Source organism: Streptomyces sp. NPDC058469, from assembly GCF_042721125.1.
In the GTDB taxonomy this organism is placed as follows: domain Bacteria; phylum Actinomycetota; class Actinomycetes; order Streptomycetales; family Streptomycetaceae; genus Streptomyces.
In genome coordinates this window covers 17,267-34,329 of the sequence record NZ_JBHXME010000054.1, presented here as the reverse complement: position 1 = coordinate 34,329, position 17,063 = coordinate 17,267, and the positions used below count along the sequence as shown (strand labels likewise).

At 70.5% G+C, this 17,063-nt stretch carries 14 protein-coding genes; 6 read left to right on the top strand and 8 right to left on the bottom strand.

Translation table 11 applies throughout. The annotated features are described in order from the left end of the window. Nucleotides 1-73 precede the first annotated feature (73 nt). From atzF to ACFWP5_RS23215, 4 genes are read right to left on the bottom strand one after another with little or no spacing between them, the layout of a single operon-like run. Nucleotides 74-1,726, bottom strand: a complete 1,653-nt coding sequence (gene atzF, locus ACFWP5_RS23230; protein WP_384159629.1) for an allophanate hydrolase — start codon at nt 1,724-1,726, stop codon at nt 74-76. A gap of 31 nt (nt 1,727-1,757) precedes the next feature. Continuing rightward, a complete protein-coding gene (locus ACFWP5_RS23225) occupies nt 1,758-5,267 on the bottom strand; it encodes a 5-oxoprolinase/urea amidolyase family protein (protein ID WP_384159626.1) in 3,510 nt (1,169 codons plus the stop codon). Then, nucleotides 5,264-5,863, bottom strand: coding sequence for an urea amidolyase associated protein UAAP2 (locus ACFWP5_RS23220; protein ID WP_384159690.1), 600 nt, complete (start codon nt 5,861-5,863; stop codon nt 5,264-5,266). Before ACFWP5_RS23220 ends, ACFWP5_RS23225 begins: the two co-directional genes overlap by 4 nt. 20 nt (nt 5,864-5,883) lie before the next feature. Further along, a complete protein-coding gene (locus ACFWP5_RS23215) occupies nt 5,884-6,708 on the bottom strand; it encodes an urea amidolyase associated protein UAAP1 (RefSeq protein WP_384159623.1) in 825 nt (274 codons plus the stop codon). Nucleotides 6,709-6,905: 197 nt separating this feature from the next. On the opposite strand from ACFWP5_RS23215, the gene ACFWP5_RS23210 reads away from it, so the two are divergent. The 6 genes from ACFWP5_RS23210 to ACFWP5_RS23185 all read left to right on the top strand — a co-directional run bounded on the left by ACFWP5_RS23210 (nt 6,906) and on the right by ACFWP5_RS23185 (nt 12,378). Beyond that, a complete protein-coding gene (locus tag ACFWP5_RS23210) occupies nt 6,906-7,541 on the top strand; it encodes a TetR/AcrR family transcriptional regulator (RefSeq protein ID WP_384159620.1) in 636 nt (211 codons plus the stop codon). A gap of 295 nt (nt 7,542-7,836) precedes the next feature. Continuing rightward, a complete protein-coding gene (locus tag ACFWP5_RS23205) occupies nt 7,837-9,423 on the top strand; it encodes a sensor histidine kinase (protein ID WP_384159617.1) in 1,587 nt (528 codons plus the stop codon). Next, entirely contained in the window at nt 9,420-9,827 is a 408-nt protein-coding gene (locus tag ACFWP5_RS23200) for a roadblock/LC7 domain-containing protein (RefSeq protein ID WP_384159615.1), read from the top strand. Before ACFWP5_RS23205 ends, ACFWP5_RS23200 begins: the two co-directional genes overlap by 4 nt. Further along, nucleotides 9,824-10,228: a DUF742 domain-containing protein gene (locus ACFWP5_RS23195; RefSeq protein ID WP_384159612.1), complete on the top strand. Its 405-nt coding sequence runs from the start codon at nt 9,824-9,826 to the stop codon at nt 10,226-10,228. Before ACFWP5_RS23200 ends, ACFWP5_RS23195 begins: the two co-directional genes overlap by 4 nt. Next, nucleotides 10,209-10,829 (top strand): ATP/GTP-binding protein, encoded by a 621-nt coding sequence (locus ACFWP5_RS23190; protein WP_384159609.1) that lies wholly within the window; start codon nt 10,209-10,211, stop codon nt 10,827-10,829. Before ACFWP5_RS23195 ends, ACFWP5_RS23190 begins: the two co-directional genes overlap by 20 nt. Nucleotides 10,830-10,890: 61 nt before the next feature. After that, on the top strand, nt 10,891-12,378 hold the full coding sequence (locus ACFWP5_RS23185; RefSeq protein WP_384159607.1) for a cytochrome P450: 1,488 nt from the start codon (nt 10,891-10,893) through the stop codon (nt 12,376-12,378). Here the strand turns inward: ACFWP5_RS23185 and ACFWP5_RS23180 are convergent. From ACFWP5_RS23180 to ACFWP5_RS23165, 4 genes are all read right to left on the bottom strand, one after another. Continuing rightward, nucleotides 12,372-13,319 carry an RluA family pseudouridine synthase gene (locus ACFWP5_RS23180; RefSeq protein ID WP_384159604.1) on the bottom strand — a complete coding sequence of 316 codons (948 nt, stop codon included), beginning with the start codon at nt 13,317-13,319 and terminating at the stop codon, nt 12,372-12,374. The two genes, ACFWP5_RS23185 and ACFWP5_RS23180, sit on opposite strands and share 7 nt — an antisense overlap. Before the next feature lie 24 nt (nt 13,320-13,343). Next, nucleotides 13,344-14,894, bottom strand: coding sequence for an amino acid permease (locus tag ACFWP5_RS23175; RefSeq protein ID WP_384159601.1), 1,551 nt, complete (start codon nt 14,892-14,894; stop codon nt 13,344-13,346). Nucleotides 14,895-15,138: 244 nt separating this feature from the next. Continuing rightward, nucleotides 15,139-15,984: a siderophore-interacting protein gene (locus ACFWP5_RS23170; protein WP_384159597.1), complete on the bottom strand. Its 846-nt coding sequence runs from the start codon at nt 15,982-15,984 to the stop codon at nt 15,139-15,141. A gap of 89 nt (nt 15,985-16,073) precedes the next feature. After that, the gene (locus ACFWP5_RS23165) at nt 16,074-17,003 is read right to left on the bottom strand and encodes a 5'-3' exonuclease H3TH domain-containing protein (RefSeq protein ID WP_384159686.1); all 930 of its coding nucleotides are present in this window, start codon (nt 17,001-17,003) and stop codon (nt 16,074-16,076) included. Between the last annotated feature and the right edge of the window lie 60 nt (nt 17,004-17,063).

Sequence of the window (17,063 nt, the reverse complement as noted above, 5' to 3'; positions counted from 1 at the left end):
CTGGTCGCGCCCACGCGGCGGAGCCGCATATCGACACAGCCCCGCGCCCCTAAGGGGGTGTGCCCTGCGTTCCTCAAGAGCTCACGTAGTTTCGCCAGCCGCCGTAGGTTGTTATGTCCTCTGCGTCGGACAGCGCGCCCGGCTCGCACAGGAAGCCCGGGACCCTTGTGCCGTCTGCCAGTTCCACGCTTCCCAGTGTCATCGGGCGGGGAAGGGTCGCCAGCAAGCGGCCCAGGCCCTCCGCCGGTAGGCGCCATACCTCTGTCTCTATCGCCGCTCCGCCCTCGCCCACGTGAACCAAGCCGGGCTTGGGCGGAGTTGTTGTCAGGGCGTGTAGGCGATAGACCGGGGCCGTTGTGGTTGTGCGGTCCAAGGTGGCGCCCAGGGACAGTAGTTGGGGGTTGAGGGGCTGGCCCGTCAAGTGGGCGCCCACTACTGCCAGTTGAACCGTTGGGTCCAGGTCGCGCGCTATCCACGCCAGGCGGTCGTCCGTGAACGCCGGGCCGATCAGCATCACGCCGAAGGGGAGCCCGTTCACCTCGCCCGAAGGGATCGCCACCGCCGCCAGGTCGAAGAGGTTGGTGGAGTTGGTGAAGCGGCCCAGGCGGGCGTTGGCGCCCAGGGGGTTGGCGGCTACCTCGGTCAGGGTGGGGTGGCCCGGGGTGGTCGGAAGCAACAGGGCATCCGCGTCTGCCAGTTCCGACAGGGCTCGGGCTCGTAGGGCTGCCAGGCGGTCCTGGTCTGCGTACAGCTGGTGGGCCGGGATGTCTCGGGCTTTGGTGATGATGCCGGTGACTGTGGGGTCCAGGCCCGCTGTGCCGTCTGCCATCGCCTTGTCGACAAAGGCCCCTACCGCTGTGTAGCGCTCGGCCACGAACGCTCCCTCGTAGAGCATCGCCGCCGCCTCCGTGAAGGGGGTGAGGTCCAGGGTGCGGATCTCGGCGCCCGCATGGGACAGGCGGGTGACCGCCTCCTCGTAGGCCTCTGCCCAGCCCTCGTCCAGTTCGCCCAGCTGGTCTCGGGGCGGGACCGCTATGCGCCATGGGCCGGGGGCTCGCTGGGGGAGGGGCGGGAGGTCGCGGGCCGGTGGGGAGGTCATGAAGGACAGGGCCTGTTCGGCCTCGGGGAGGGTGCGGGCGAAGACCGTCACGCAGTCGATCGACGCGCAGGCCGGGACCACGCCCGCTGTGGGGACCAGGCCCTTGGTGGGCTTGAGGCCGACGATGCCGTTGAAGGCGGCCGGGACCCGGCCCGAGCCCGCCGTGTCGGTGCCGAGTGCGAAGTCGACGATGCCGAGGGCCACGGCGACGGCCGAACCCGCGCTGGAGCCGCCGCTGATCCGCTCCGGATCGTGGGCGTTGCGGACCGCGCCGTAGGGGGAGCGGGTGCCGACCAGGCCCGTGGCGAACTGGTCGAGGTTCGTGGTGCCGAGCACGATCGCGCCCGCCGCGCGGAGGCGGGCCACCACCGGGGCGTCCGTCTCCGGGGCGTAGGCGTACGACGGACAGCCCGCCGTTGTCGGGAGGCCGTGCACGTCAATGTTGCCCTTGGCCGCGAACAGGCGTCCCGCGAGGGGGAGTTGCTCGCCTGCCGTCACGCGCTCGTCCATCGCCTGTGCCTCGGACTCCACGTCCGGCTGCGGGCGCAGGTCGATCCAGATCTCCGGGCGGTTCACCGCCTCTATGCGGGCGTAGGCGGCGCGGACTCGGGACACGGTGGTCGACATCTCTGGTGCTCCTTGCGGTTCAGCTCGCGGTTCAGCTTGCGGGGGCGAGGACGAGCAGTGCCGTGCCCGCCTCGACCTGGTCGCCGGGCCTGGCCAGGATCTCGGTCACCACGCCGGCCATCGGGGCGTGGACCCTGGACTCCATCTTCATCGCCTCCAGGGCCAGGAGGGGTTGGCCCGCCGTCACTTCGTCGCCCGGCTCTACGTTCAACTGCCAGACGGACGCCGCGAATTCGGCCTCCACCAGGCGTCCGCCCGCCGGAACCGTCACCTCGGCCTGAGGGGGTGCCGGGGCGGCTGCCGCCTCCGCCCGCGTGAACTCGCCCGCCGCCTCCCAGGCATCGCGTTCCGCACCGAACGCGGTCTGCTGGCGGGACCTGAACTCCGCGATGGACTCGGCGTTCTCGGTGAGGAACGCCTCGTACTCCGCGAGCGAGAACGTGCCCTCCTCGATGCGCGGGACGAAGCGGCCGGAGGTGATGTCGGCCCGGAGTTCGAGGAGTTCGTCCGGCTCCACCGGGTACCACTTGATGCGGTCGAAGAAGCGCAGGAGCCAGGGGGAGCCCTGCTCGAACGCGCCGCGCTGCTGCCAGCCCGACCACACCTGGGTCGTACGGCCCACGAACTGGTAGCCGCCGGGGCCCTCCATGCCGTAGATGCAGAGGTAGGCCCCGCCGATGCCGACCGAGTTCTCGGCCGTCCAGGTGCGGGCCGGGTTGTACTTGGTGGTGACCAGGCGGTGGCGTGGGTCCAGGGGGGTCGCCACCGGGGCGCCCAAGTAGACGTCTCCCAGGCCGAGTACGAGGTATTCGGCGTCGAAGACCGTGCCGTAGACGTCCTGTACGGAGTCCAGGCCGTTGACGCGGCGGATGAACTCGATGTTCCAGGGGCACCAGGGGGCGTCGTCGCGGACGCCGGCCATGTAGCGGGCGATGGCCTCGCGGGTGGCCGGGTCGTCCCAGGAGAGGGGGAGGTGGACCGTGCGGGAGGGGACGATCAGTTGGTCGGTGGGTGGGAGCGCTGCCGCTGTCTCCCTTACGGCGGTGAGGAGTTCGGACTGGGGGAGGCGGCTCGGGTCCGTCTGGATCTGGAGGGAGCGGATGCCCGGGGTGAGGTCCGTGACGCCCTCGAAGTCGGCCTCCGCGACCGCCTCCATCAAGGCGTGGACCCGCATGCGCTGCGCCAAGTCCAGTTGCATGGGGCCGAATTCGACGAGGAGATTGTCGTCGCCGCTGCGGCGGAAGGTGACGTCTCCGTCCCGGGCCAGGATTCCGCCGTCCACGATGGCGGGGCGGGGCGAGCCGTCGACGTTCACGGGGGCGAAGCGCACGGTGTCGCCCGGCCTGAACTGGCCCAGTTTCCACCGCTCTTGGCTGATGACCGTCGCCGGGCAGACGAAGCCGCCGAGCGAGGGGCCGTCGGGGCCGAGCAGGACCGGCATGTCGCCCGTGTAGTCGACCGCGCCGACCGAGTACGGGGTGTCGTGGATGTTCGACGGGTGCAGGCCCGCCTCGCCGCCGTCGGTGCGTGCCCAGCGCGGCTTCGGGCCGACCAGGCGGACGCCCGTGCGCGCCGAGTTGAAGTGGACCTTCCAGTCGGCCGCGTAGAAGTCGCGGATGTCGTCCTCGGTGAAGAACTCCGGTGCCGCGTGCGGGCCTTCGACCGCCGCTACGTCCCATACGGCGGCGAACGTCGGACGGTCGGCGGTCGGTACCGGCACGCCCTCGGCGACCGTGCCGCCGTGCAGGACGTCACCGGTGCGCAGGGCCCGGCCGCCGTGGCCGCCGAAGCGGCCCAGGGTGAAGGTGCTCGCGCTGCCGAGGAAGGCGGGCACGTCCAGGCCGCCCGCGAACAACACATAGGTCCGCAGGCCGTGTTCGGCCGGTGCTCCGATCTCCAGTGCGGCGCCTGCGGGTACCGTCACCGGTTCCCACTGCGGGACCGGGGTGCTGTCGATCGTCACCGGTGCCGGGGCGCCCGTCACGCACACCGTGGTGGCATGGGTGAACCTCAACGTCGGTCCCTGGAGGGTGCATTCGAGGCCGGGAGCGCCTTCCTCGTTGCCGAGCGCGCGGTTGCCGAGGCGGAAGGAGAGGTCGTCCATCGGGCCGCACGGAGGGACGCCGACCTGCCAGTAGCCGGTGCGGCCGGGCCAGTCCTGGACCGTGGTGAGGGTGCCGCCGGAGACGATCTCGATGCGGGGAGTGGGGTCGGTGACGGTGGCCAAGGTCGCCGTGGAGTGGGTGGCCGTACCGAAGTCCGGCTCCCCGAGCGCCGCCCGTACCAGGCCCAGGTTCGTCTCGATGCCGTCCACGCGGGTGCGGGCCAGCGCCTCGTCGAGCCGTTGGAGCGCGTGGGCGCGGTCGGAGCCGTGGGCGATGACCTTCGCGAGCATCGGGTCGTACGACGTCGTCACCTCGGTGCCGGTCTCCACCCAGCCGTCGACGCGGACGCCGGGCGGGAACTCGACCCGGGTCAACAGGCCCGCGCTGGGCCGGTGTTCGCGGGACGGGTCCTCGGCGTAGACGCGGGCCTCGACGGCGTGGCCGCGCTGGGTGCCGGGGTCGCGGACGACGTCGGTCTCACCGCGGGCGAGCCGTAGCATCCAGGCGACCAGATCGACGCCGTAGATCTCCTCGGTGACCGGATGTTCCACCTGGAGGCGGGTGTTGACCTCCAGGAAGTAGGCCTCCTCGCGCGTCGCGTCGTAGACGAACTCGACGGTGCCGGCGGAGCGGTAGCCGACCGAGGCGCACAAGACGCGGGCGGATGCCGACAGTTGGGCGCGTATGTGGTCGGGGAGGCCCGGTGCCGGGGCTTCCTCCACCACCTTCTGGTTGCGGCGCTGGAGGGAGCAGTCGCGGTCGCCGAAGGTGACGACCTTGCCGTCGCCGTCGCCGAAGACCTGTACCTCGACATGGCGGGCGTGCTCGACGAGGCGTTCCAGGAAGACGCCGGCGGAGGAGAAGGAGGCGGCGGCGACGCGCTGCACCCGCTCCCAGGCCTCGGCGAGTTCGTCGGCGGAGTGGCAGGCCGACATGCCGATGCCGCCGCCTCCGCCGGTCGCCTTGAGCATGACGGGGTAGCCGATCGGCGCCGCTCGGGTGAGCGCCTCGTCCAGGTTTGCCAACAGGCCGGTGCCCGGGGCGAGTTGGACTCCCGCCGCTTCTGCCGCCGCCCGCGCCGTGTGCTTGGCGCCGAACAGCTCCAGCTGCGCGGGAGTCGGTCCCACGAACACGATGCCGGCGTCCTCGCAGCGCCGGGCGAAGGCCGCGTCCTCGGAGAGGAAGCCGTAGCCGGGGTGGATCGCGCCCGCGCCCGTGTCCTTGGCCGCCTTCAGCACCAGGTCGGCGTCCAGATACGACTCCTTCGCGGGCGCCGGGCCGAGCCGTACCGCCTCGTCGGCGAGCCGTACGTGGGGTGCCGAGCGGTCGGCGTCGGAGTACACGGCGACCGTGCGCAGGCCGAGTTCGCGGGCGGTGCGGATGACGCGGACGGCGATCTCGCCCCGGTTGGCGATCAGCAGCGTGTCGAAGGTCATCCAGCAACCCCGATCGTCATCTCCACTGCGGTCGGCTCGAAGCCGTTGCAAGGGTTGTTGATCTGGGGGCAGTTGGAGACCAGGACCAGGACGTCGCGTTCGGCGCGCAGGGTCAGTTTCAGGCCCGGTGCGGAGAGGCCGTCGACGATGCCGAGGGTGCCGTCCTTCTCGACCGGCACGTTCATGTACCAGTTGATGTTGGAGACCAGGTCCCGTTTTCCCAGGCCGTACTTGGCGCCCTCGGCGAGGAAGTTGTCCACGCACGCGTGCTGCGACCACGTGTGATGGCCGTAGCGAAGGGTGTTGGACTCCTTGGAGCAGGCGCCGCCGACCGTGTCGTGCCGGCCGACCTCGTCGGCGGTGACGGTCATCAGCGGGGTGTGCTCGTTGGACATCAGCACGCTGCCGGTGGTCAGGAAGAGGTTGCCCTGGGCGTGGATGGTGTCGGGGGCGCTGTAGCGGACCGACGTGTCGTGGGCGTCGTAGACGAGGAAGTCGACGGCCTGGTTGCCGTGCAGGTCGGTGATGGTGAGGGTCTCGCCGGTCCGTACGACGGCGGACCAGGCGGCGCGGGCCGGTACTTCCACCGTCGTCATGGCCGGTACGTCCTCGGTCTTCATATGAGCCCCCTCGCGGCAAGGAATTCGGCGGTGTTCAGGAAGGCGCGGCGGCCTTCGGGCGTGGCCTCCCACAGCGGGTCGCCCGGCTTGGTGGCCTCGGCGCGCCAGGCCAGCACCTCAAGTGGGGTGCTGACGTAGTCGTCGCGCGGGTCGACCGGATGCGGCACGTTCGCGATCAGTACGGTCACGTCCTGCTCGGCGCGCAGGGTCACGCTGCCGCCCGGACCGGTCGAGCCGGTGAAGTCGAGGGAGCCGTCGTCGCGGACCTCGACGCCCTGGAAGAAGGAGAGCGAGGGCGGGAGATCGCGGGGCTCCAGGCCGTTCTTGGCGGCGGCGAGCTTGAACAGCTCGCGCCCGGCGGGGGAGTTGGACTGCGGGGTGCCGTCGCCGTAGCGCTCGGTGTTGCGGACGAGGGTGGAGGTGCCGCACAGCGCGTCGTGGCGGCCGGAGGTGTCGGCGACGAGGGAGGCGAGGACGCGGCCCTGGTCGGAGAGGAGGAGTTGGCCCTCGCCGAGGTAGGCGTTCCACTGGACCTTGACCGTGTCGGCGACGTTCAGTCGCTCCCAGGAGCGGTCGGCCGCGTACAGGAGCAGGTGGGCGCAGGCGTCGCCGCTCAGGTCGGTCAGGCGGAGTTCGGTGCCTCGGGCCAGGACGCGGTGGGTGTAGTTGCCGCCCGCGACGGTCTCGGCCCACACCAGGTGGCCCGCCTCGCAGGGGGGCGCCGGCCAGTCGCCGGCCGGGACGACGGGCATGGCCTCGGCCCGCTTGCCCTCCTGGGCGCGGGCGTGGTCGCGGGCTCCGTAAGTGGTCGCTGTCGCCATCGCGGGGGACCTCCGGCTGCGGGGACGTCGTGGGCGTACGACATTTCTGTCGCCCGACAGAAATTAGGAGGCCGTCGGGTCGCCGGAGTTGCCCGGGTGTTGCCGGTCGGTTACCGAGCCCTCACGAAGATCGCCGGGCGTCCGGCGGGCATTCGGTGGACGTTCGCCGTGCGGGGCCGTGTGCGAGGATCGAACGCATGGGGACAACGGGTGCACAGGGGGGCCGCCGGGTCGGCAGGCCGCGGGCCGATCAGCGGCCGGACAGCGGACTGTCCCCGCGTGCCGAACTCCTCTCCGCCGCCGCCGAGTTGTTCACCACCAGCGGCTACGCGGCCACCACCACCCGGGCCGTCGCCGAGCGTGCGGGCATGCGGCAGGCGTCCATGTACCACTACGTCTCCGGCAAGGAGGAGCTGCTCGCGGACCTCCTGGAGTCCACGGTCACGCCCTCGCTGACGTACGCCCGGGAGCTCCTCGCGGACGACGCCACTCCGGCCGAGGACCGGCTGTGGGAGCTGTGCCGCACCGACGTCGAGTTGCTGTGCGGCGGTTCGCACAACCTCGGCGGGCTGTATCTGCTGCCCGAAGTGCGCGCCGAGCGCTTCGCCGGCTTCCATGCCGTACGCGCCGAACTCAAGGACGCCTACCGGCAGTTGCTCGCCGCGACGGCCGCCGGCGGGACGCTGGCCAAGAGCGAGTTGGAGCTGCGTACGGATCTGGTGTTCGGGCTGATCGAGGGCGTCATCCTCGTGCACCGCTCCGACCCCGAGCGGCCGGTGTCCGCCTTCGCGGAGGCGACGGCCGACGCCGCGTTGCGCATCGCCGGAACCTGATCCGGAACGGGCGTTTCACTCCTTACGGTGAGTGATATTCGCACGCCTGCACGCCGTAACGCGCTGTGTGCGAATGAAGCCACAGCGTGTAAATGGGCTGAGGGTACTCCTCTTCCGTGTCCCTTTTCAGGGGCTTGCTGAATATGACACAGCGGTGATCCGGTCGGACTAAGCTCGCCCGCAGCGCACCGAGTTGGGCTGTATTCGTGCGCTTGTTCCCAAACATGCAAAAGATACAGAAGCTCCCCCCAGATTTTCCCGATCCCCCCAGCCGACCTGTCTTTAGAGGGCATACATGGTGAGTGTTCAATCGCCTCCCGGTGGCCGTGAACTTCCCTACGCGCGCGTGTTGTTGCCGCCTGCCATAGTGATGGCCGCGGCGACCGGGGCCGCCGTCGCCCTGGTGGCGGGCCCGGCCCGGATCGCCGTCGGCTGGTGCGGAGCCGTCGCCACCCTTCTGGTGATCGTGACGGCGGCCGAAGCGGTACGCCGCGGCCGCAACCTGCGGGACCTGCGCGCCGAGCACGACCGTCACACCGCGTATCTGGAACGGCGGCTCGCCGACCAGAACGTGGAGATGGTCCGTCTCGGCAAGGAGATCCTGCCCGCCACGCTGTACCGGCTCAGCAGTGGAGAATCCCCCGGAGAGGTGATTCGCCAAGTCGTCGACGCCGATCCCGACTGGCGGCAACTTCCGCCGCCGCAGCGCGACTTGCTGAGGACGGTGCTCAACATCGTCCAGCGCGAGGAGAACATGCGTGACTCCGCGCAGCGCTCCTTCGTCAGCATCGCCCGCCGTGTCCAGGCCATCGTCCACCAACAGGCCAAGGAACTCCGGGAGATGGAGGAGGACCACGGCCGTAACCCCGAGGTCTTCGACGACCTCCTGCGCATCGACCACGGCACCGCGCTGATCGGCCGACTCGCCGACTCCATCTCGGTGCTCGGCGGTGGCCGCCCCGGCCGCCAGTGGCCCGAACCGGTGCCGCTGTACAGCGTGTTGCGCGGCGCCATGTCCCGCATCCTGGAGTACCGGCGCATCGAGCTGCACTCCATCGCCAAGGTCAACATCCGCGGCATCTCCGTCGAGCCGGTCATCCACGCGGCGGCCGAACTCCTCGACAACGCCACCCGCTACTCGCCCCCGCAGACCAAGGTGCACGTCACCGCCGTGGAGGTGCAGACCGGTGTCGCCATCGAGATCGAGGACGGCGGCGTCAGCCTCAGCGAGGAGTCGCGGGCACGGGCCGAGGGCATGCTGGAGCGCGCCAAGGCCGGCACCGACCTCCAGGACCTCGGCGAGAGCCCGCGCCTCGGCCTCGCCGTCGTCGGCCGGCTCTGCGCGACGTACAACATGCAGATCTCGCTGCGCGCCTCGGCCTACGGCGGCGTACGCGCCGTCCTCATCGTGCCCAGCGAGATGCTCACCCCCGGCACCGCACCCGGACTCGCCCACGGCATCGGCGCCACCGCCCTGCCCAAGGCGGAGCTCGGCGCGGTCGACGGTCCCAAGCGCACGATCAAGCGGCGCCGCCCCACGAGCCCGCGCATCCCGGCCTCGGTGAGCATGGAGGACGAGGTTCCCGAGGTCACCGAGTGGACGGCGGGCGGCCTGCCGCAGCGCCGCAGCCGGGTCAAGGTCCCGCTCGCCCAGCGGTACGCCGAACAGGCCGCCGCCGAGCGCGCCGAGGCCGCCGCACGGGAGGCCCGCTCCGCCTGGGGCACGCCCGAGCCCGAGCCGGAGAAGAAGGACGAACCCGAACCGGGCCTGTGGGTCGAGGCGTTCATGGAAGGCCTCAAGGGTGACCCGGACCCGAACGCTTTCGCCCAGAAGACCGAGCCGGCCCGTGTCGAGGCCGACGACGAGGGGGACCTCAAGTGATCCAGCAGCGAGCCAACTTCGACTGGATGCTCAAGGATCTCGCCGACGGCGTGCCCGGCATCCAGCAGATCGTGGTGCTCTCCGCCGACGGACTGCGCATCGCCCGCTACGGCGGCGACCCGGACGCCGCCGACCGCGTCGCCGCGGCCTGCGCCGGACTGCAGAGCCTGGCGGGTGCCGTCGCCTCCGAGATCCCGGGCAGCGACGGCCGGATGAAGATGGTCATCATCGAGATCAACGGCGGCTACTTCTATCTGATGGCCGCGGGCGCCAACGCCTACCTGGCAGTCCTGTCCGACGTCGTCGCCGAACCCGGCCAGATGAGCAACCGCATGCGCGACCTCGTCGTCAGAATCGGCGCCCACCTCACCAGCCCGCCGAGGCGCAACGGGCAGACCGTATGACTCCTCCGCAACGCCGGCGGCGGCTCCCCAAGGAAGAGACGCCGCCCGAGCCCGCCAAGAAACAGGGCGAGGGAAAGATCCCGGAGCGGCTGTACGTGCTCACCGGCGCGACCGAGGACGGCGACCGGGCCGAACTCGACCTGGTCACACTGATCGTGGCGCGTTCCGACGCGCCGCAGTCGGCCACTCCGGAGCAGGCGGCCCTGCTCGGGCTCTGTATCTCCCCCCTGTCCGTGGCCGAGCTGTCGGCCTATCTCAACCTGCCGTACAGCGTGGTGACCGTCCTGCTCACCGAGCTGCTGACGGCCGAACTGGTGCAGGCGCGCGCCCCGATCGTCCGCCAGGCGCTCCCCGACCGTTCCCTCCTCGAAGCGGTGATGCATGGACTTCAAAAGCTCTGACACCATCACGGGTCCTCGCACCGAGGACCATCTCCCGCACACGGCCCAGGCCGCGGTGAAGATCGTGATCGTCGGCGGCTTCGGGGTCGGCAAGACGACCATGGTCGGTTCGGTCAGCGAGATCAGGCCGCTGACCACCGAGGAGACCATGACGCAGGCCGGCGTCGGCGTCGACGACAACTACGGCTCGGAGAGCAAGACGGCCACCACCGTCGCGATGGACTTCGGCCGCATCAGCATCACCGAGCAACTGGTGCTGTACCTGTTCGGCACCCCCGGCCAGGAACGCTTCTGGTTCCTGTGGAACGGGCTGTTCGAGGGTGCGCTCGGCGCGGTGGTGCTCATCGACACGCGGCGCCTCGAAGTCAGCTTCGACGTCATAGGACGGCTGGAGGAGCGCGGGGTGCCGTTCGTGATCGCCGTCAACTCCTTCCCGGACGGCCCCCATTACCCCATCGAGGACCTGCGTACGGCACTCGACCTGTCGCCGGACATCCCCATCATCGAGTGCGACGCGCGCCGCCGCGCCTCCAGCCGGGACGTCCTGATGACCCTGATGCGCTTCCTGCACTCGCTCGCGATGACGGGCTCACTCGCCTGACCCCACGTCCTGGCCCCAACTCCCCAGACACCGGACCCATTTCAGCTTCGGAGCGATCACCGTGACGCCTGAACACCACTCCCTGACCGATACGGACGACACCAGGCTCGGCCCGCCCCCCGGCTGTCCCGCGCACGGCCAGGGGCCCGGGGGACTGCACCGGCTGTACGGCCCCGAAGCGGCGGACCTGGGCGCCCTCTACGAGAAACTCCGCGCCGAACACGGCCCCGTGGCACCGGTGTTGCTCCACGACGACGTACCGATCTGGGTCGTCCTCGGCCACACCGAGAACCTGCACATGGTGCGTACGCCCTCGCAGTTCAGCCGCGACAGCCGCGTCTGGACGCCGTTGCGCGAGGGCATGGTCAAGCCCGACCACCCGCTGATGCCGCACATCGCCTGGCAGCCCATCGCCTCGCACGCCGAGGGCGACGAACACCTGCGGCTGCGCGGCGCGGTGACCGGCGCCATGTCGACCATCGACCCGCGCGGCATCCGCCGGCACATCAACCGCTACACCCAGATCCTCGCCAACACCTTCTGCGAGCAGGGCCACGCCGAACTCGTCGGCCAGTTCTGCGAACACCTGCCGATGGCCGTGCTGTGCGAGATCCTCGGCATGCCCGACGAGTACAACGAACAGATGGTGGAGGCGGCCCGCGACGCCCTCAAGGGCACCGAGACCGCGATCGTCAGCCACCAGTACGTCATGGACGCCCTGACCCGGCTCACCGCCCTGCGCCGGGCCGAGCCCGCGGACGACTTCACCAGTCACCTCGTCATGCACCCGGCGGGGCTCAGCGACGACGAGGTCAGGGAGCACCTGCGGCTCGTCCTCTTCGCCGCCTACGAGGCCACCACCAACCTCCTCGCCAACGCGCTGCGCATGGTCATCACCGACCCGCGCTTCCGCGCCCAACTCAACGGCGGGCAGATGACGGTGCCGGAGGCGGTCGAGCAGTCCCTGTGGGACGAGCCGCCGTTCAGCACCGTCTTCGCCTACTTCGCCAAGCAGGAAACGGAGTTGGGCGGCCAGCGTATCCGCAAGGGCGACGGCCTGCTCTTCGCACCGGCGCCGGGCAACGTGGACCCCCGGGTGCGCCCCGACCTCAAGGCCAACATGATGGGCAACCGCTCCCACCTGGCCTTCGGCGGCGGCCCGCACGAGTGCCCCGGCCAGGACATCGGCCGCGCCATCGCCGACACCGGGGTGGACGCACTGCTGATGCGGCTCCCGGACATCGAACTCGACTGCGACGAGGACGAGTTGACCTGGACGGCGTCCATCGCCTCCCGCCACCTGGTGGACCTGCCGGTGCAGTTCGCCCCGAAGCCCCCGCAGGACGTCTCGGAGAAGCCCGGCCACGCGGCGGTCCCCCAACCACGCCACGCCTGGCACGTCGGCATGTCGCCCGACCCGGACCCGGCACCGGCCGCGATGCCACAACGCGTCGAGCCGACGGCCCCGCCGGAGCCGGTCGCGACGCCGGAGCCGGTACGGCAACTCGGCGCGTGGCAGCGGTTCTTGAGGTGGTGGAGGGGTTACTGAGCGGCCCAGTCGGCGTAGGACACCCACGCTTCGAGCATGCGGCCGCTACGGAACCGGTGCTCCACCCCCGTGACCGGATCGGTGAACTCCAGCGCCCGCGCCACCAGTTGGAGCGGTCGCCGGAACTCACCGTCCGGCACGGGGTCGGTCACCACGGGATACAGCGGATCGCCGAGGATGGGCACGCCCAACGCGCTCATGTGGACCCGTAGTTGATGCGTCTGCCCGGTACTGGGCACCAGCCGGTACCGGGCGAGCCCGTCCCCCCGCCGCTCGACCAGCTCGACCCGGCTGACGGCATTGACCTCGCCCTCGACCTGCCGCGCGGCCATCACGCCACGCTCCTTCAGGATGCGGGAGCGCACGGTCGTGGGGAGTCCGAGCCCGGACTCGTACGGCGCGACAGCCTCGTACTCCTTCCGCACCCGCTTCTCCCGGAACAGCGCCTGGTACGCGCCCCGTTCCTCGGGCCGCACCGTGAACAGCACGAGCCCCGCGGTGAGCCGATCGAGCCGGTGCGCGGCGCCGAGCGCCGGGATCCCCAACTTCCTGCGCAGCCGCGCCAACGCCGTCTCGACGACATGACTGCCCCGCGGGGTGGTCGCGAGGAAGTGCGGCTTGTCGGCGACGACGATGTGCTCGTCGCGGTAGACGACCTCCAGGGGGAAGGGCACCGGCACTTCGGCGGGCAGGTCCCGGTGGAACCAGACGAACATGCCGGGTTCGTACGGCAGCCCGGCCACGGTCTTCCCGTCCACCCCGACGAACAGCCCGTCGTCCATCATCCGGTCGACGACACCGTCGCCCGCCCCCGAGAGCCGGTCCACCAGGTACTCGCGCACGGTGGTCCAGGAATCCTCGGGGGGCAGGCGGACCCGCACCGGGTCCACTCCGTCGCGTTGGGGGAGTGGGGAGGGCGGGATACGGCGCTTTCGGGTCATCGCGATCAAGCGTAGGCGGTCAGGTCAGGCGGGGACCGCTTCCGGAGCCTCGGCCGTCACCGTACGGGCGCGGTACGCCCGGTATCCGAACCCGGCCCCCACGGTCACCACCAGGAACAACACCGTGAACCACTGGAAGTACCAGTGCCCACCCGCCGGGTCGTACACCGCGGCCCGGGGCCACGCCAGGTTGACCGTCATCACCAGGCCGTAGAGAAGAGCCAGCGCGTTGACCGGCACTCCCCACCGCCCCAGGGAGAAGAGCGGGGCACCCGTCTCGTCCGTGCCGTCCACCGCGAAGTCGCCGCGCAGGCGGCGGAACAGCAGCGGCCCCGTCACCATCGCGTACGCCAGGTACAGCATCACGATGCAGGTCGTGCCGATGGCGAGGAACGCGTCCGGGGAGGCGAAGTTGAGGAGGAGCAGGGCGGCCGAGAGGGTGCCCACGACGATGGCCGGGGCGCTGGGCATGCCCGTGCGGGGGTTGACCTTGGACAGGCGGCCGGAGAACGGGAGTTGGCCGTCGCGGGCCATCGAGAAGAGCATGCGGCAGGCCGCCGTCTGGATGGCGAGGGTCGCCACCGCGATCGCCACCACCACGTCCGCCAGCAGGGCCTTGCCGACGCCGTCGCCGAGGCTGCTTGTCAGGACGTAGCTGAGGCCGTCGACGCCCAGGTGGCCGTCGGTCAGGCTGGGGGCGGCGAGCAGGCCGCCGAGGATGATCAGGCCGCCGAGCAGGCCCGCCGCGCCGAGCGCGGTGAGGATCGTGCGGGGCGCGGTGCGGCGCGGGTTGTGGGTCTCCTCGCTCATCTCGCCCGCGCTGTCGAAGCCGATCATCACGTACGCCGCCGTGAACGAGCCCACCAGCAGCGCGCCGAGCAGGCCGCCCTCCAGGCTGCCGCCGGTGTGGAAGGTGATGCTCGGGGTGCGCTCGGAGTGGGTCAGGAGCAGGACGACGATCAGGATCGCGCCGATGATCTCCGCCGTCACTCCGACCCGGTTGATGATCGACATCACGCGGTTGTCGAGGATGTTCACCACGGTCGTCAGGACGAGCAGGATCACGCCCAGGACCGCCGCGTTGGCCGCGCCGTCCGGTGAGGTGGGTGCCGGGTCGCCGCCCACCAGCTGGAAGCCCGACCAGATCGCCGGCAGCACCATCTGGAGCGCCAGTGCCGCCGCCGCGACGACCACTATCTGCCCTATCACCATGATCCAGCCGGCGAACCAGCCGAACGTCGCGTTCGAGAGACGGGACGACCACTGGTAGATCGCGCCCGAGATCGGGTAGCGCGCGGCCAGTTCCGCGAAGCACGCGGCCACCAGCAACTGGCCTGCCAGCACCACCGGCCAGGCCCAGAAGAAGACCGGGCCGCCGAACGCGTACCCGAAGGCGAAGAACTGGAAGACCGTGGTCAGTACGGAGATGAAGGAGAACCCGGCCGCGAACGACGCGTACCGGCCGAGGCTGCGGTGCAGTTCCTGGCGGTAGCCGAACTCCGCGAGGGAGCCGTCGTCGGGGGAGGAGGAGTGCGGCGGATCGGGGCGTATGTCGGAGGGGGTGGTTGTGGTCACGGCGGCACCTGCCTTCGGCGCAGGAGAGCGGAATCCTGACGGCGACAGCTGAATTCCTGTCGGGTGACAGAAATTAGGGAGAAGCTGTTTCCGTCGCGTCACGCCGCCGTGTCTGCGGGGGGCCGAAGTCCTCACGCCCCCGGGATCGGTCCGGTCATAGTGGCGCTCGGTGTGACCGGCCGGCGCATGGCGAAGGGACGGTGCCCCGAAGGCGCCGCCCCTTTCCTGAACCCTCTGCCGGGTGCTACGCAGCCGCCGTGGACCCTTCCTGCTCCGCCTCGATCTTCGCGTTCCACTCACGCTTCGACGCCTGCCAGCCGTCCTCGTTGTGGCCCAGGCGCCAGTAGCCGGAGATCGACAGGTCCTCGCGCGGGATCTCCGACTCGACCCGCAGCAGGGCGCGCAGCTCTTTCACGAAGGCCGCCTCGCCGTGCACGAACGCGTGGATCCGGCCGTCGGGGAACTCCAGCGCCCGTACGGCCTCGACGAGTGTCTCGCCGACGGGACGGTCGCCGCGGTGCAGCCAGACGACCTCGATGTCGGAGTCGATCTTCTGCTCCTCCTCGGGCCCGGAGATCTCCACGAAGGCGTGTGCCGTGGCGCCCTCGGGCAGCGACTCCAGGGCGCGGGCGATCGCGGGCAGCGCGCTCTCGTCCCCGACGAGCAGATGCCAGTCGGCGCCCGCGTCCGGGGCGTAGGCGCCGCCGGGGCCCATGAAGTGGACGGTCTCGCCCGGCTGGACCCGGGTCGCCCACGGGCCGGCGAGGCCCTCGTCGCCGTGGATCACGAAGTCCAGGGTCATTTCGAGGTGCTCGGGGTCCCAGGCGCGCACGGTGTAGGTGCGGGTCACCGGCCACTGCTCACGCGGGAACTCGGCGCGGATGCGCTCCACGTCGAAGGGCTCGGGGTAGGTCGCGCCCCCGGCCGGGAACAGCAGTTTCACGTAATGGTCGGTGCAGGTGTCCGCCGAGAACTCGGCCAGACCCTCGCCACCGAGCACCACGCGCTGCATGTGGGGGGTCAGCCGTTCAGTGCGGACGACCTGCGCGGAGTGGGGCTTACGCGGCTTCCGTGCCGGACGTTCTGCCATGACGGCCTCCCAGATTCCCATGCTTAGGCTTACCTAAGTTAGCACTAGATTCTTTGTTATAGGCAAGACAGCAGGGGCAAGAACAATGCTTACGCGCCCAGCGTGGTGAGCAGTCGTTGCAATGATCCGCCCAGCCCCCAGCGCTCCGCCAGTGCGCCCACCAGCTCCGGATCACGCGGCGCGTGCGGCAGCGTCGGGTCGACATCGGGCAGCGGTACGTCGTCCGCGACCCGTACGACCTTGGGCGCGACCGCGACATACGGCCGCGACTCGTCGAGGCGCTTGCGCTGCGAGGGGGTCAGCTTGGACTTGGGGTCGTCGATCGCCGCCATGATCCCGGGCACGTCACCGAACTCGGCGAGGAGTTTCGCCGCCGTCTTCTCGCCGATCCCGGGCACGCCCGGCAGACCGTCGCTGGGGTCGCCGCGCAGCAGCGCCAGATCCATGTAACCGCGGCCGTCGACGCCGTACTTCTCCCGCAGCAGCGCCTCGTCGGTGAGCTGGAGCATGCCGACGCCCTTGATCGGATACAGGACGCGGATCCCGCGGGCGTCGTCGACGAGCTGGTACAGGTCGCGGTCGCCGGTGACGATGTCGACCGGGCCCTTGGCGTGTGCCGTGAACGTGCCGATCACGTCGTCGGCCTCGTAGTGCTCGACGCCCACACGCGCGATGCCGACCGCGTCGAGAACGGCCTCGATGATCGGCACCTGCGGGGAGAGCGTGTCCGGCACCTCCTCCGCGTCCGGGCCGCTCTCGCGCACCTCGGCGACGCGGTGCGCCTTGTAGGTGGGGATCAGGTCGACCCGCCACTGCGGCCGCCAGTCCGCGTCCATGCACGCCACCAGTTGGTCGGGGCGGTGGTCCTTGACCAGCCGGTCGATGAATTCGAGCAGCCCCCGTACGGCGTTCACCGGCGTCCCGTCCGGTGCCTTCACGGACTCCGGGACGCCGAAGTAGGCGCGGAAGTAGAGCGAGGCGGTGTCGAGAAGCATCAGTCGTCCGGTCACGCCTCGCATCATGCCGCACGACAGGGCGACGGCCACCCCTCCCTGCCACCCGGAGGGACGAACACCGCC